The organism is Streptomyces sp. NPDC002671 (genome assembly GCF_053592475.1).
In genome coordinates this window covers 12,898-26,989 of sequence record NZ_JBSFVU010000012.1, presented here as the reverse complement: position 1 = coordinate 26,989, position 14,092 = coordinate 12,898, and the positions used below count along the sequence as shown (strand labels likewise).

The window sequence follows — 14,092 nt, the reverse complement described above, 5'->3', positions numbered from 1 at the left end:
CGGGACCGGCAGGCCCTGCGCGAGGGCCCGGTCCACCCCGATGCCCCGTCAAGACCGCTGCTCCCCTGGAGTACCCATGGCTTCGCCAACCGTCGTCGAACTGTCCCGGTGGCAGTTCGCGATCACCGCGATCTTCCATATGACCTTCCCCGCGCTCACCGTCGGGCTCTCCGTGCTCCTGGCCGTCGTGTACACGGTCTACGTACGCACGGGAAATCCTCTGTACCTGCAGATCTTCCGGTTCTGGAAGAAGATCTTCGCCGTCGGCTTCGGCCTGGGCGTGGTCGCCGGCACGGTGATGACCTTCGAGTTCGGCCTCAACTGGGGCGTGTACGCCCATGCGGTCGGGCCGGTCATCGGGGTCACCATCGGCATGGAAGTGATCACCGCCTTCTTCCTGGAGGCGGGCTTCATCGGCCTGATGCTCTACGGGGACGGGCGGATCCGCCCGCGCACCATGGCCCTGGCCAGCTGGATGGTCGCCTTCGGAACCCTGCTGTCCACCACCTGGATCCTGTCCGCCAACAGCTGGATGCAGGACCCGGTCGGCTACCAGAAGGTCGACGGCCAGTTCCACGCCAGGGACTGGATCGACATCCTGCTCAACCCCGCCTTCGCCCACCGCTTCCCGCACATGCTGCTGGCCGTGCTGATCAGCGCCGCCTGGTTCGTGGGCGGCATCTCCGCCTGGTACCTCGTCAAGAACCGCGTCCACGCTCAGCCGATGGCCCGCCGCTGCCTGTCCATCGCCCTGGGCGTCCTCGGTGTTCTGATGCCGGTGCAGCTGTATGTGGGAGACGGCACCGCGGTCTTCATGGGCGCACACCAACTCCCCAAGCTCGAGGCGTTCGAAGGCAACTGGAAGAGCGACAACAACGGCTACAACCTGCTCGTCGTCCCCGACACGGACAAGGGCGAGAACCGTTTCCATGTCGAGATCCCCCATCTCGGCTCGGTCATCGCCCAGAACCTCGGCGGCGCGAAGACGACGCCCGGACTGCTGCAGACCCCGCCCGCCGAGCGCCCCAACATGTGGACCACCTTCTACGGCTTCCGCGCCATGTACTTCACGGCGCTGCTCATGTTCGGCACGGCCTTCGCGGGAGTGGTCCTGCGCGTCCGGCGGCGTCTGTACCACTCCCCGCGCTTCCTGAGGTGGATGGTGTGGATGACCCCGGCCGGGATCATCGCCATCACCGGCGGATGGATCGTCGCCGAGACCGGCCGTCAGCCCTGGGTGGTCTACGGCCAACTGCGCACCGCCGACGCCGTCTCCCACCTCACCACCCCCGAAGTCGCTGCCGGCCTGTGCGGTTTCGTCCTGCTCTACGTCACTCTGTTGGCCATCTGGGCCCGCTACATCGTCCGCACGGTCAAGGCCGGTCCCGAGGCTCTGCCCACCGGGCCGGTCTCGCCCGATGCATCGGAGGCCCTCGTTGCTTGAGTACGCCGGTTACGCCCTGGTTCTCTTCGCGCTCGGCATGTACGTCGTCCTCGACGGTTACGACCTCGGGGTGGGCATGCTGAGTCTGGCGGCCCGGCCGGAGCGCCGGCGGGAGTACGGCGAGATCGTCGCCACTGCCTGGGACGCCAACGAGAGCTGGATCATCCTGGTCGGCGTCGTTCTGTGGGCCGGCCTGCCCGGCGTCTACGCCGTGGTGATGCCCGGCGTCTATCTGCCGCTGATCGTCATGCTGCTCGCCATCATCCTGCGGGGACTGGGTCTTGAGATGCAGAGCGCGGCCGGCGGCTACCGACGGGGCTGGGCACTGCTGTTCGGCGGGGCGTCCCTCGCCGCCACCGTGTGCCAGGGCCTGGTCCTCGGCGCCGTACTGACCGGCCCGCACCAGCGGAACGGAAACTTCCAGGGCGCGGCCTTCGACTGGCTCAGCCTCTACAGCGTGCTGTGTGCCCTCGGTCTGGTCGCCGTCTACCTGCTGGCCGGGGCCGCCTGGCTGCAGGACAAGACCGAAGGGTGGTCGCCGGCGGGCGTGCGCCGCATCGGACGGTCCCTGCTGCTGGTCAACGCGGTCATGGCGGTCGTACTGGGCCTGCTGCTGCGAAGCGCCGACCCGCAGCAGTTCCACCTGGGCCAGCCGCTGCGTGCCGCACTGTTCTGGCTCGCTGTCGCCGCCGCCGTCGCGGCCGGCGCCGTCGCCTGGTTCGGCTTCGGGCGCCGTCCCGACTGGCGACCGTTCGCGGCCGTGGCCACGATGACGGCCTGCGGGCTGCTGGGGCTGGCGATTGTCTCCCTGCCGGTCGTCGTGCCGCCCGGGCTGACCGTCCATCAGGCTGCCGGCCCGCACTCCTCCCTGCTCTTCCTGGTCCTCGGCGTCGGCCTGTGCATGCCGTTCGTGCTGGCCTACAACATCTATGCCTGGCGGAGCTTCCGCGGCAAGTACACCGATCCGGTGGAAATTCCCCTCCCGCCGCTGCCCGCCCGGTCCCAGCCCCTCACGGCCGCCCCCGTGCCCACCGGCGCGCTGCGGACGATCGTGCGGCGCATCGTGCTGGTGGTGCTCGGCATTCTGGCCGCTGCCCTGTCCCAGGACGTGTTCGGCGGCAACTCCGACCTGATCGGCCCGATCGGTGTCACTGTGCTGGGCTGCACGGCACTGGCCGCCTGGATCATCGGCGACCGCCGCGACCGCCGCGCCGGATACTTCGACGCGGACACCGGGGCGGAGACCGTCTCGTGAGCACCACCGCCGTGCTCCTGGACGAGCTGGCCGCGGACAGGACCGAAGACCCGGTCCCCGCCAGGCTGAAGGCCTGGGCGGCCACAGGCCGATCCGAGCTGCGCCGCGCGGGAATCCTGCGCGGCACGGCCCAGCTGGGCACCGTCCTGTGGGCGGGCGGGCTCTCCTGGGGCGCCCAGCGAGGCCTGTCCGCGCTGCGCGGCGACCCACAGCAGGGGACGGCCGTACTGCTTCCCGCCCTGCTCATAGCGGCCGGCGTGGCACTTCGCGCCGGACTGCTGGCCGCGGCAGACGCGGCAGCCGCCCGCGGCGCCCGTGCCGTACGCGAGACCCTGCGCCGCCGGCTCATCGAGACGGCGCTGCCCGGCCGCGGACCGGCCCGGACCGATCTGGACGACGCGGGGCTCGTCCAGGCCGTCGACGGCGAGGTGGACCAGCTGACCGACTGGCTCACCGGCTATCTGCCCGCGCGGACCACCATGCTGCTCGGCAGCGGCCTCACCTTGGCAGCGATCGCGTGCCGCAGCTGGTTCACAGCCCTGCTCGTGCTGGCGGCCACCCCGCTGCTGCCGGCCAACCTGAAGGTCATCGGCCTGGGCACGCAGGCCGCCGTCGGCGCCCAACTGGCGGCGATCCGCGCCCACCAGTCACGGCTGCTGGACCATCTGCGCGGACTGCCCACCCTGGTCGGGCTCGGTGCCCACGACGAGGCGGCTGTTTCGGTGGCCCGGGACGACCAGGAAGTCGCCCATCGCACCGAGAAGGTACTGCGGATCGCCTTCCTGTCGACCGCGTGGGTCGAACTGCTCATCACCGGCACCCTCGCGGTGGTGGCGACCTACTGCGGCCTGGTCCTGCTCGGCTACCTGCACCTGCCCGTCGTCCCGGACCACATGAGCCTGTCCGCCGCGCTGTTCGTCCTCGTCCTGGTACCCGCCTACTTCGCCCCGGCCCGGGACCTGGCCGCCGGCTACCACGCCCGCGCCCAGGCGAGTGCCGCCGTCGAGTTGCTGGCCCCGATCCTGGACGCGGCCGACGAGAACGTTCTGCCTCCCGCCGAACCGGTCCGGCGGGCCCGACTGGCTTCGGCGCCGCCCGGGGTGCTCCTGGAAGCCGTCACAACGCATCACCCGGGACGGGAGGCACCTGCCCTGGACCGCGTCAGCGTGCGGGTCGCGCCGGCCCAGTGCCTGGCCGTCACCGGACCGAGCGGGGCGGGCAAGTCCACCCTGCTGGCCGTCGCGGCGGGTCTGTCCGCCCCGCACGGCGGACGCGCGCTCCACCTGCTGGACGGACGTGCCGTCCCCGCCGATCCCGGCCGGGTCTCCTGGGTGGGCCAGCCGGCACACCTGCTGCCCGGCACCCTGCGCGAGAACCTCCTCCTCGCCCGGCCCGCCGCAAGCGACGACGAACTGCTGGGCGCGGTCGCCTCCCTCGGCTTCGAAGACCTCCTGACCGCGTTGCCACAGGGGCTGGACACACCACTCGGCGAACGCGGCACCGGCCTGTCCTCCGGCCAGTCCCAACAACTGGCTCTCGTCCGGGCGTTGCTGCGGGACGCCCCCCTGCTGTGCCTGGACGAACCCACCGCGCACCTCGACCCGGAAGCGGAGCAGCGGGTCCTGTCCGCGCTGCGGACGCTGGCCCGGGACCGTACGGTCCTGCTCGCCACCCACCGTCCGGCACTGCTGCCGCTGGCGGACCAGGTCATCACGCTGGACCACGGGAGAACCCGATGAACCGGACCGGCGCCTGGCACCTCCTGCGCACGGCGGCGCCACGCCCCGCTGTCCTGACCGGCATGCTGCTGGCCGCCGCGGGCGAACTCAGCGGTGCCGCACTGCTCGGCGTCTCCGGGTGGTTCCTGACAACCTGCGCCGTGGTCACCCTCCAGGCCAACACCACCTGGTCCTGGATGTATCCCTCAGGTGCCGTCCGGACGCTGGCCCTGGCCCGCACCGGGCTGCGCTACCTCGAACGCCTGGTCAGCCACCGGACGCTGCTGACCGCCTCCGTGGCGCTGCGCACTCGGCTGGCCCGTGGCGCTGCCCGCCTCACACCCCGTGAGTTGCGCGGGCAACGTGACGGGACGCTGCTCACCCGGCTCACCACCGACGTGGAGACCGTCGCGGGCCTGCCCGCGAACGTCCTCGCACCGTTGGTCGCGGCGATCACCACCGCGTGCCTGGTCGAGGTCCTGCTGCTGTGGGCGATGCCGCTCCTGGGGGCGGCCGAACTGGTCGTCTGGGCGGCCGGTCTCGTCTGCGCCCGGCGGGCCCACCACCGTGCGCGAGCCCATCTGGCCACCGCCGCCGAGGCCAGGGCCGCACTGCGTACCGTGCTGCTCGCCAGCCGGGCCGCCTTCAACGAACTGCGGTGCCTGGACGCCGTGCCACAGGCGCGACGGGCGGCGACGGCCGCCATGACGGCTGTCGAGTCCGCCGAGTGGGCCGCTGCCCGAGCCGAACGACTCGGCCGTCTGGCGCTGCGTCTTCTCGCCGCCCTGGGCCAGGCGGCGGTGCTGGTGGTCGCCCTGCGCGCCGCCCCGGCCCAGCCGATCGCCGTCGCAGTGGGCGAGGTGCTGCTGGTGGCCGCCGGATGGGAGTTGCTGGAAAGGCTGCCCCGGTTGCTGCAGCACCTGGCCCAGGCCGGCGACGCAGCCGGCCGTCTCGCGCACCTCGCCGCCGAGGAGCAGCCCGCGAAACGGCAGCGGGAGGCCGCCCGCTCTGTGGAGACGACCGGCCTCCCGCTTCTCGACTCGTCCGCGACCCTCACCACGACTCTCTCGGGCCCTGGCCTGATTCTGATCACCGGCCCCAATGGCAGCGGGAAGTCGACGCTGCTCAGTCAACTCGCCGGGCGTCTGCCGGCCCCCGCCGGCACGGTCCTCCTCGACGGCACGCCGGTGCATGAGCTGTCGGCCCGTGCCGTCGCGGGGACGGTCACCCTCGTCGAGGCCGACGACTGGCTGGCCGACGACACGGTGGCAGCCAATCTGCGTCAGGCGGCGCCCTCGGCCGACCCCGCCGCCCTACGGGCCGCACTGGAAGTTGTCGGCCTGTCGACCCTGCCGCTCGACACCTCGGTGGGCCCCGGCGGGGGCCTGCTGTCCCAGGGGCAGCGAAGGCGCCTTGCCACCGCGCGCGCCGTGCTGAGGTGTCCTCCGGTCCTGCTGCTCGACGAACCCACCGCCGGTCTGGACCGCCCCACCGCCGAGGCGCTGCTGGCCGCGCTGCCCCGGGCGCTGCCCGAGACCTCGCTGGTCATCGCCCTGCAGGAGCAGGACCTCGACCTGCTGGACCGGGCGCCGACCCGGGTCGTCCGCCTCGGCCGGGCCCTCGCCACCCGCCACGCGGGCGATCAGACCGGCCATGCGGCCTGTGGCCTCCCGTGGCCGCGATCAGGACCTGCTCGCCGGTGAGGGCGTTGTCCAGGCCCTGCGCGGACGCCCTGTCCCAGACGTTCGGCGCCGTGGACATGGCCGTCCCGCCGGGATCACCGGCGAAGCCGTCAGATGAGGGGCGGCCGACTCAGTGGGCGCGGTCAGTGAACGCAGCGGGTGACGTCGCTACTTGCCGTGGTTGAGGCGGGCTGCGAGGAGGTTGGGATCGTTGTTGGTGAAGTAGGCACCGCTGGCGATGTAGGCCGTGCCGCCCCGTACGGCGAGCGAGGTCGGGTTCTCCAGCCCGTCGGCTGCGCTCAGCACTGTGCTGTGGCTGCCGTCGGGCTGGACCAGGGCGACCTCGTTGTTCTTGTTGATCGCCGCGAGCAGGGTGTCACCGGCGCCGGTGAAGTCGATGTCGTCGATGTTCACCAGTCCGGTGGCCCGGGTTTCGACGGGACCGGCGCCACCGTGGCAGGTGAGGGGAATGCGCAGCACGGTGCCTTTGTCCAGGTTGGACACCCAGGCCGCACCGTTGTGGATCTTGATGCCGTTGGCTCCCAGGAATCCGGCGGGCTGCACGCCCACCGGCCGGGCACCTTACTGAAGTTGAGCTCCTACCTGCATGACCGGACCGGCGGAATGATCGGCACGCGATGCCGCCGCTCGGCTCGGTCGGCGACCCGGTCCGGCGGCTTCTGTCCGCCACCGAGGAGGTCGTCGAGCCACGGCGCAGTCCAGCACTCCACACCATGAAGGCGTCCGCCACCGGCACCACCGCTGGCTCCTCGGCGATGAACAACTCGACCTGACACGACTACCCGAGATCCTGCGAGCCAACCTCCGACACCACCGGCTCGACGTACTGGGCGAGGACCCATTCGAACTGATCTCACTCCCCGCCTGTCAGTGTCGATCGTCATCATGGGAGACATGACCAACCCGAACCTGTGCACCGGCAGTATCTGGCGGCTCCACCACGGCGACCAGGAGATCGCCCGACTGACCGTGACCGGCGCCGACATGCCCTGGACGCACGCCGAAGTCGAGACACTTCCCGGTTTTGAAGAGTTCCGTCCCCTCTTCAGTGAGCAAGAGCGGGCTGTCGACGAGGAGGACTGGGAGCGGGCCGACGTCTGCTACACCCAGATACGCAGTGCGCTCACCCTGACGTTTCCCGACGGCGGCCCGGTCGCCGAGTTCATGCTGCACATCCACGACGACGGCACCGCCGGTTGGCGCTGGCACGACGAGCCCTTCGACGCGGTGAACCGGTGATGCGCTGGGTTCGCTGCTTCTGGGCCGAGGACGCCGTCTGGTTCTACTTCGAGCTGGGCGCCGATGGGTACGTGATCCGGCACCGGTCTGACTGCGGAACTGCCTGTCTCTGAGTGGGAGGGGTACGAGGGCACTGGGTCGTCACCGAGCCGCGCACCCCGTGTGCGGGACGGGGGCGGGCGTTTTCTTGGAATGCAGCGACGGAGAATGCGTGACTATGCTGGATTTAGCTCTATCAGGGGCTTGAACCAGGGCGCAGGCTCCACTGGCCGCCCCACAGCCGAGCGCACCGCGGCGCTCTTCAGCCTCGTGCGCTCGTCGTGCGCTTCCCGGACCTCCCAGGGAGTATTCCCATGGCTGCTCAGACCGCCTCAATCGTTCTTGAGGCAGAGGCACAGGAGCTCGCCGAGGCAACCTCGCAGCATCCTTTCCTGTACGAGCTGGATCCGACCGCAGCACGCAAGGTCCTCGACGACCTCCAGGCCGCTCCGGTCGACAAGCTGCCGGTCGACGAGGAGTGGGTCACCGTACCGGCCGCGGTGGGCGATGTACGGGTACGCATCGTCAAACCGCAGGGCGTCACCGGAACGCTGCCCGTCGTGTTGTACATGCATGGCGGTGGCTGGGTCCTGGGCAACGCCGGCACTCACGACCGCCTGGTGCGCGAACTGGCGGTCGGCGCACGTGCGGCAGTGGCCTTCGTGGAGTACACGCCATCGCCCGAGGCCCACTACCCCGTGGCCATCGAGCAGGGCTACGCCACCGCGCAGTGGATCGTCCGTGAGGGAGCGTCCAAGGGACTGGATGCAGAGCGCATGGTAGTGGCCGGGGAATCGGTCGGCGGAAACATGACCGCTGCACTCGCCCTCATGGCCAAGGAACGCGGTGACGTCAAGTTCGTACAGCAGTCGATGTACTACCCGGTCACGGACGCGGCCATGGACACCGGTTCCTACGACCAGTTCGCCACCGGCTACTACCTGAGCCGCAAGCTCATGGAGTGGTTCTGGGACGCCTACACGACCGACCCGAAGCAGCGCGCGGAGATCACCGCGTCTCCCAACCGCGCTACCGTCGAGCAGCTCTCCGACCTGCCGCCCGCCCTGCTGATCGTCGACGAGGCCGACGTGCTGCGCGACGAGGGTGAGGCGTACGCCGCCAAGCTCCGAGCAGCCGGCGTTCCGGTAACCACGGTGCGCTACGACGGCACAGTCCACGACTTCATGATGCTCAACTCTCTCAGCCGGTCCAAAGCCGCCCGTGGAGCCATCGACCAGGCCACGCAGTTCCTGCGCAACGCCCTCGGAACCGACCAGGCCTAGATGCTGCGGTGCCCATTCGGTGGCCGATAGGCCACGAATCTGAGACTGGCTGGTCAGCCTGTTCGCTCTTTGGAATGAGTCGGCCGTGAAGATCGGCCGTTCGGTCTGGACTAGTGGAAGTCCCCGCTCATGTGGGGCAGGCCGCTCTCATCGCCACGGACGCGGCGATCACGGTGCTGGTGCACGCGATCGATGTCGATATCGCCTCGGAGCAGATCGCCGCCGAAGCCAAGTTGAAGGCTCTCCTCAAGCGTGAACCCAGCGGTGGCATGTCGAGCGCACCCACGCCTGACAGAACGCCAAAGCCGCACTGTTTGACCAGATGTGAAATCTGGTCATACAGTCGAGCCCATGAGTGATTCTCAACGGCTGTCCAGCGGCTCGCAGGCGCGTCGGCTGCGGGCCGAGCGGATTCTCGACGCCGCCGCCGAGTTGCTGCGGGCGCACGGGTACCGGCGGGTGTCGGTCGACGATGTGGCCCGACGGGCCGAAGTCGGCAAGGGGACCATCTACCTGCACTGGAAGACGCGCGAAGCACTGTTCTGGGGCGTGCTGCAACGCGAGTCCATGCGGCTTTTCGAGCGGCTGGTCGCGGAGCTGTCCCAGGATCCCGAGTTCGCGCTGCCGCATCGGCTGATGCGGGCCATCTTCCTTGACGTCCTCGACCGGCCCCTGGTTCAGGCGGTGCTGCTGGCCGACGCCGACGTACTGGGCAACCTCGCCAAGGACGAGACGGTTGCCGCCGCCCAGCGCGAGCTGGCGGGGAACCCCAACTACCTGGAACTCCTGCGTGAGCAGGGCCTGCTCCACCCCGACCTGAACGCCGAGGCCGCCGGTCACATCCTCGGCAGCGTCATGAGCGGCTTCCTCACCGGCGAGGCGGACGCCGAACACACCGGACTGCCACGGGAGCAGCGCGCGGACCTGCTCTCCGGAGTGCTCCGGCGGGCGCTGGAGGCCGAGGGCCCGAAGCCGCCGGAGGCGGTGGCCGCGCTCAACGCCCAGGTCGTTGCGTTGTTCACCGCCATCACCGACACCCAGCGCGCCCAGTTGCAGCGCGCATACGGATAGGGGGCACATGTCCACCACGCAAACGCCACCCGCACGCCGGGCGGCATCCTTGGACCGGGGCCCCGGGGGACGATGGTGGGCGCTGACCGCGCTCACTCTCAGCATCCTCGTGGTGGCTCTGGACAGCAACGTCCTGATGACGGCGTTACCCACGCTGTCGCTGAAGCTCGGCGCATCCACCAGTCAACTGCAGTGGATCACGGTCGGTTACACGCTCGCCTCGGCGGGCCTCCTGCTGCCCGCCGGGAAGCTGGGCGACCGGTTCGGCCGCCGCTCCACCCTGCTGGCCGGTCTCGTCGTCTTCGGTGCGTCATCGCTCGTCGCGAGTCAGGCGACCACGGCCTCCGAACTCATCGCCATGCGCGTGCTGATGGGGGCCGGCGGGGCGATGATCATGCCGATGGCGCTGGCGGTGCTTCCGGTGCTCTTCCCGGAGGACGCCGAACGGGGGCGGGCCGTCGCAGTCACCGCCATGGGCACCATGCTCGGGCTGCCGCTGGGTCCGCTGCTCGCCGGATGGTTGCTCAAGCACTTCGCCTGGGGATCGATCTTTCTCATCAACGCGCCGGTCGTCGTCCTCGGCCTGATCGGCGTCTGCCTCTGGGTGCCCGAGAGCAAGGACCCGTCGGCGCCCAGGGTGGACTGGTCAGGCGCCCTGCTTTCGGCGACCGGGGTGACGGCCCTGGTCTACGGCCTGATCGAGCAGCCGATCCGCGGGTGGGACCCGCCCGTGCTGAGTGCACTGACCGTCGGTGCCATGCTGCTGATCGGCTTCCTGGTACGGCAGTTGCGCGCCAGGTCACCCCTGATCGACCTGTCGCTCTTCGCCAGCCGTGGCTTCACCTGGGGGTCCGTGGCCTTCACGGCAACCAGTTTCGCCTTGAGCGGGGCGCAGTTCGTGCTCACGCCCTATCTGCAGGTGGTGCAGGGCAACGACGCCCAGGGAACCGGGCTGCGGATGCTCCCCCTGATCGGGGCGATGCTGGCCGGAGCCGCGCTCGGCGAGAAGGTGCTCGCACCGCGCCTGGGGGCCAGGATCCTGATCCCCGCCGGCATGCTGGTCAGCGCGGCCGGTCTCGTCGTCCTCACCCGCGCCCCGGCCGGGGGCGGTTACGGCCTCGCCGCCATCGCCCTGGTCATCTTCGGGCTCGGACTCGGCCTCGTCCTGCCGCTGTCGGTGGACACCGTACTCGCCTCCCTGCCCGCGGAGCAGACCGGGGTCGGCAACGCCATGTCCCGCACCCTCCAAGGCGTCGGTGTCGTCTTCGGCTCCGCGCTGCTGGGCAGCGTACTGAACCGCGGTTACCGCACACAGCTCACCGGCGCCCCGCACACCTTGCCCGCCGCGGCCACGAGCGCCGCCCAGTCCGGCGTGGCCGGTGCGCACTCCGCCGCTCGTCACCTGTTCCCGGCGGACAGCCGACTGCTCGTCCACGCGGCGGATCACGCCTACGTACACGGCATGGCCCAGGCCTCGTTCCTCACCGCCGCCCTGCTCGCCGCGTGCGCTCTCACGGTCGCGGCCCTGCTGCCCAAACGTGAGCCAGGCCACGACACTTCGGCTAACCGCACATAAGAAGCGGCAGCAGGACGGCGAATCGGTCCCACAGCACAGCGGTTCGGACAGCCATGACGGCAGCGCAGGCACAGGTCTCCCGTGATCGCAGAGCGTCGTAACTCCATGATCACGGGAGACCTGTGCCTGCCCCGTCCGTCAACTACCCCCGCCCGCGCCTATCTGCGCGACCTCTCAGTCGGCGCGACAAAGCCTTCTGACGAATGGCCTGCCGATGTACTTCGTGACGCTGGTGACGCTCTCGGGGATCCAGAGCGCCACCGGTTTGGCTCAGTTCACGCTGGTGTACGCGTCCGCGATGCTGAACGCACTCGCGCAAGCCGGGCACTCCACGCGGCCAGCTGCCCGGCAAAAAGGTTTCACTCCGATGCAACCTGCCTCCGAGCCCGTGCGTATTAGAGGCGATACCGCACTTCATCCGGGGGGATTACATGTACGTGGACCGTTCGGCCGGTCGGACCGCCGGCCGTTTCGGCGCTGTTGTCGTGGCCTGTGCGGCCCTGTTCTCGGCCGTCGGTTGTTCCGCGGACGCGGGTACCGGCGTCAGGGCGGCCCCTGACACGCCGGGTGCCCGGACCTCCGCCGCGGCGGCCGAAAAGGCCGCGGGCAGGGACAACGACGGCGCGGGCAGAGCGTCCAGCGCACACCCGGTTCCGTCGGTGCCGGAGCCCGCCGTGCTTGCGCAGGCGCGGGTGAACATATCCGACGGGCAGACGGTGGGTGTAGGCATGCCGATATCCGTCACCTTCTCCCGGCCGGTCCCCGTCGACGAACGCAAGGGTGTGGAGAGCTGGCTGCGCGTACAGACCTCGTCGGGCACGAGGGGGGCGTGGAGCTGGGTGAAGGACAGCAGCCTCCCGGACGGGCAGCGTGTCGACTTCCGCCCCAGCACCGCCTACTGGCAGTCCGGCACCCGGGTCTCTCTCCGTGTCGGCTCGCACGGCGCCCGTCACTTCACCATCGGCCGGTCGCTGGTGGCCACGGTCGACGCGAAGACGCACATGATGACCGTCCGTACCGGCGGTACGGCGCGGCGTATCCCGGTCACCACAGGGGCACCGGGGACGGATACCTGGAACGGGACGATGGTCGTCATGGACAAGCAGCGCAAGGTGCTCATGGACTCCCGCACCGTGGGCCTCGGGAACGAGTACCGCGGCGACTACTTCTGGGCCGTGCACCTGACGACGTCGGGGACGTACGTGCACCAGAACCCGCGGGCGGACACCGAGGCCGGACACCGTAACGTCACCCACGGCTGTGTCGGCCTCGCCTCCGACGGCACCGCCCAGCGTTTCTACGACCAGGTACGGGTCGGTGACGTCGTCACGGTCACCGGGGCCGACAAGGACACCGTCGCCGCCGGCAACGGCTACGGCGACTGGAACCTGACCTGGAAGCAGTGGCTCGCGCACAGCGAGGCCGGCGCCGCCACGACCGCATGACCCCCATCGCACCGGCCCTGCGCGGCACGCGCTGCGCGCCGTAAGAAGAGAGCACGACAAGGTGACCGAGGACGAGTTCGACCTCTTCTACATGGCTGCCTGCCCGCGTCTGGTCGGTCAGCTGTACGCCCTGACGGGCGACTACGCCGAAGCCCAGGACGTGGTCCAGGAGGCGTTCGCACGCGCCTGGGAGCGGCGTTCGTCCGTGCTGAGCGGCGACCGGGATCCCGAGGCGTGGATCCGCACGGTGGCACACCGCCTGGCGATGGGCCACTGGCGGCGGGCACGCCGCTGGTGGGAGCTGGTGCGGGGCGAGTCCGTGCCGCAGGCGGCGCCCGAACCGAGTCCGGACCATGTGGCGTTGGTCGCCGCGCTGCGGCGCCTGCCGGAGGCTCAGCGGACCGCGATCGTGCTCCATCACCTGTGCGATCTGAGTGTGGAGCAGATAGCCGCCGAGACCGGTGCGGCCGTCGGCACCATCAAGGCACGCCTGTCACGCGGCCGTTCGGCACTCGCCGCTCACCTGGTGAGCGAGGAAATCCACTCCACGGAGGAAGCCTGTGTCTGACCAGCTGCCACCGCATCCCCTGACCGAGACGGAGCTGTCGGCCCGGCTCCGTGGCCTGGCCGCGCAGGGCGCGGCACCGGCCACGGGGGCACAGGCGAGGAGCCGGGCGCAACGCCGCCGCCGCGGCAAGCGCGTTGTGCTCTCCGCCGGCGCGCTGGCGGCGGCGGCCCTCACCGCCGTCACCTCCGGCGCCCTCGGCTCCGTCACCGGGGCGACCGCACCCCCTGCGGCGTCCGTGTCCCACACCCCCACACCGGCCCCGTCCCCGGCGCCGGTCCAGCGGGTGACGATCGACCTGGACGCCTACACGCTGACCATGAGGGGCAGGAGGTTCCCCATCAGCGGGATGTGGGACAACTGCCCGATCGGCGAGAGGGCGGTCACGGTCACCGCCAAGTACCCCACCCTGACAATGCCCCCCAACAAGTACAGCAAGTTGACCAAATATGTGGACGTCAGGCAGTGGGCGGTCACCTTCACCGACCGCCGTCACCACGAGCGGCTGCTGATGTGGGCGCTGGACCCCTCCGCCGGTCTCAACAGCATCGGCCACAACTCCAGCCCCGGCTCCATCGCCCTGGCGCCCGAGGCCGGGAAATGGGTGTACGACGCCATCAAGCCCGGCGCGCGAGTGGAGATCAAGGGCCGACAGGCCGCGAGCGCGGACCCGGACTCCGTGTGCTACGACCGCCTACCGGTCACTGGCGACCGCTGAGGCCGAACCAGCAGCGTGGCGCGGGCACGTGATGCA

The 14,092-nt window shown here is 70.3% G+C and carries 14 protein-coding genes; 13 read left to right on the top strand and 1 reads right to left on the bottom strand.

The features are described 5' to 3' along the window. Positions 1-76: 76 nt before the first annotated feature. The 4 genes from ACWD35_RS19975 to ACWD35_RS19960 are packed head-to-tail and all read left to right on the top strand — an operon-like array spanning position 77 to position 6,120. Positions 77-1,444 carry a cytochrome ubiquinol oxidase subunit I gene (locus tag ACWD35_RS19975; RefSeq protein WP_451352602.1) on the top strand — a complete coding sequence of 456 codons (1,368 nt, stop codon included), beginning with the start codon at positions 77-79 and terminating at the stop codon, positions 1,442-1,444. Continuing rightward, positions 1,437-2,699 (top strand): cytochrome d ubiquinol oxidase subunit II, encoded by a 1,263-nt coding sequence (locus ACWD35_RS19970; protein WP_451352601.1) that lies wholly within the window; start codon positions 1,437-1,439, stop codon positions 2,697-2,699. The genes ACWD35_RS19975 and ACWD35_RS19970 overlap by 8 nt, the downstream gene beginning before the upstream one ends. Beyond that, entirely contained in the window at positions 2,696-4,438 is a 1,743-nt protein-coding gene (locus tag ACWD35_RS19965) for an ABC transporter ATP-binding protein/permease (protein WP_451352600.1), read from the top strand. The genes ACWD35_RS19970 and ACWD35_RS19965 overlap by 4 nt, the downstream gene beginning before the upstream one ends. Beyond that, on the top strand, positions 4,435-6,120 hold the full coding sequence (locus tag ACWD35_RS19960; RefSeq protein WP_451352599.1) for an ATP-binding cassette domain-containing protein: 1,686 nt from the start codon (positions 4,435-4,437) through the stop codon (positions 6,118-6,120). The genes ACWD35_RS19965 and ACWD35_RS19960 overlap by 4 nt, the downstream gene beginning before the upstream one ends. A gap of 147 nt (positions 6,121-6,267) precedes the next feature. Here the strand turns inward: ACWD35_RS19960 and ACWD35_RS19955 are convergent, their stop codons facing one another. Continuing rightward, complete coding sequence (locus ACWD35_RS19955; RefSeq protein WP_451352598.1) at positions 6,268-6,669, bottom strand: hypothetical protein; 402 nt, start codon at positions 6,667-6,669, stop codon at positions 6,268-6,270. 68 nt (positions 6,670-6,737) lie between these two features. Here ACWD35_RS19955 and ACWD35_RS19950 point away from each other — a divergent pair, with 68 nt between their 5' ends. The 9 genes from ACWD35_RS19950 to ACWD35_RS19910 all read left to right on the top strand — a co-directional run bounded on the left by ACWD35_RS19950 (position 6,738) and on the right by ACWD35_RS19910 (position 14,056). Further along, on the top strand, positions 6,738-6,893 hold the full coding sequence (locus tag ACWD35_RS19950) for a hypothetical protein (RefSeq protein WP_451352597.1): 156 nt from the start codon (positions 6,738-6,740) through the stop codon (positions 6,891-6,893). 121 nt (positions 6,894-7,014) lie between these two features. Then, positions 7,015-7,359 carry a hypothetical protein gene (locus tag ACWD35_RS19945; protein ID WP_451352596.1) on the top strand — a complete coding sequence of 115 codons (345 nt, stop codon included), beginning with the start codon at positions 7,015-7,017 and terminating at the stop codon, positions 7,357-7,359. Positions 7,360-7,712: 353 nt separating this feature from the next. After that, positions 7,713-8,681, top strand: a complete 969-nt coding sequence (locus ACWD35_RS19940; RefSeq protein ID WP_451352595.1) for an alpha/beta hydrolase — start codon at positions 7,713-7,715, stop codon at positions 8,679-8,681. Positions 8,682-8,812: 131 nt separating this feature from the next. Beyond that, complete coding sequence (locus ACWD35_RS19935) at positions 8,813-9,040, top strand: hypothetical protein (RefSeq protein WP_451352594.1); 228 nt, start codon at positions 8,813-8,815, stop codon at positions 9,038-9,040. Continuing rightward, positions 9,033-9,752, top strand: coding sequence for a TetR/AcrR family transcriptional regulator (locus ACWD35_RS19930; RefSeq protein ID WP_451352593.1), 720 nt, complete (start codon positions 9,033-9,035; stop codon positions 9,750-9,752). The genes ACWD35_RS19935 and ACWD35_RS19930 overlap by 8 nt, the downstream gene beginning before the upstream one ends. A 7-nt stretch (positions 9,753-9,759) precedes the next feature. Next, positions 9,760-11,328 (top strand): MFS transporter, encoded by a 1,569-nt coding sequence (locus ACWD35_RS19925; protein WP_451352592.1) that lies wholly within the window; start codon positions 9,760-9,762, stop codon positions 11,326-11,328. A gap of 431 nt (positions 11,329-11,759) precedes the next feature. Then, positions 11,760-12,773, top strand: coding sequence for a L,D-transpeptidase (locus tag ACWD35_RS19920; RefSeq protein WP_451352591.1), 1,014 nt, complete (start codon positions 11,760-11,762; stop codon positions 12,771-12,773). A gap of 61 nt (positions 12,774-12,834) precedes the next feature. Continuing rightward, the gene (locus tag ACWD35_RS19915; protein WP_451352590.1) at positions 12,835-13,341 is read left to right on the top strand and encodes a SigE family RNA polymerase sigma factor; all 507 of its coding nucleotides are present in this window, start codon (positions 12,835-12,837) and stop codon (positions 13,339-13,341) included. After that, positions 13,334-14,056, top strand: coding sequence for a L,D-transpeptidase (locus ACWD35_RS19910; protein ID WP_451352589.1), 723 nt, complete (start codon positions 13,334-13,336; stop codon positions 14,054-14,056). Before ACWD35_RS19915 ends, ACWD35_RS19910 begins: the two co-directional genes overlap by 8 nt. Positions 14,057-14,092 lie beyond the last annotated feature (36 nt).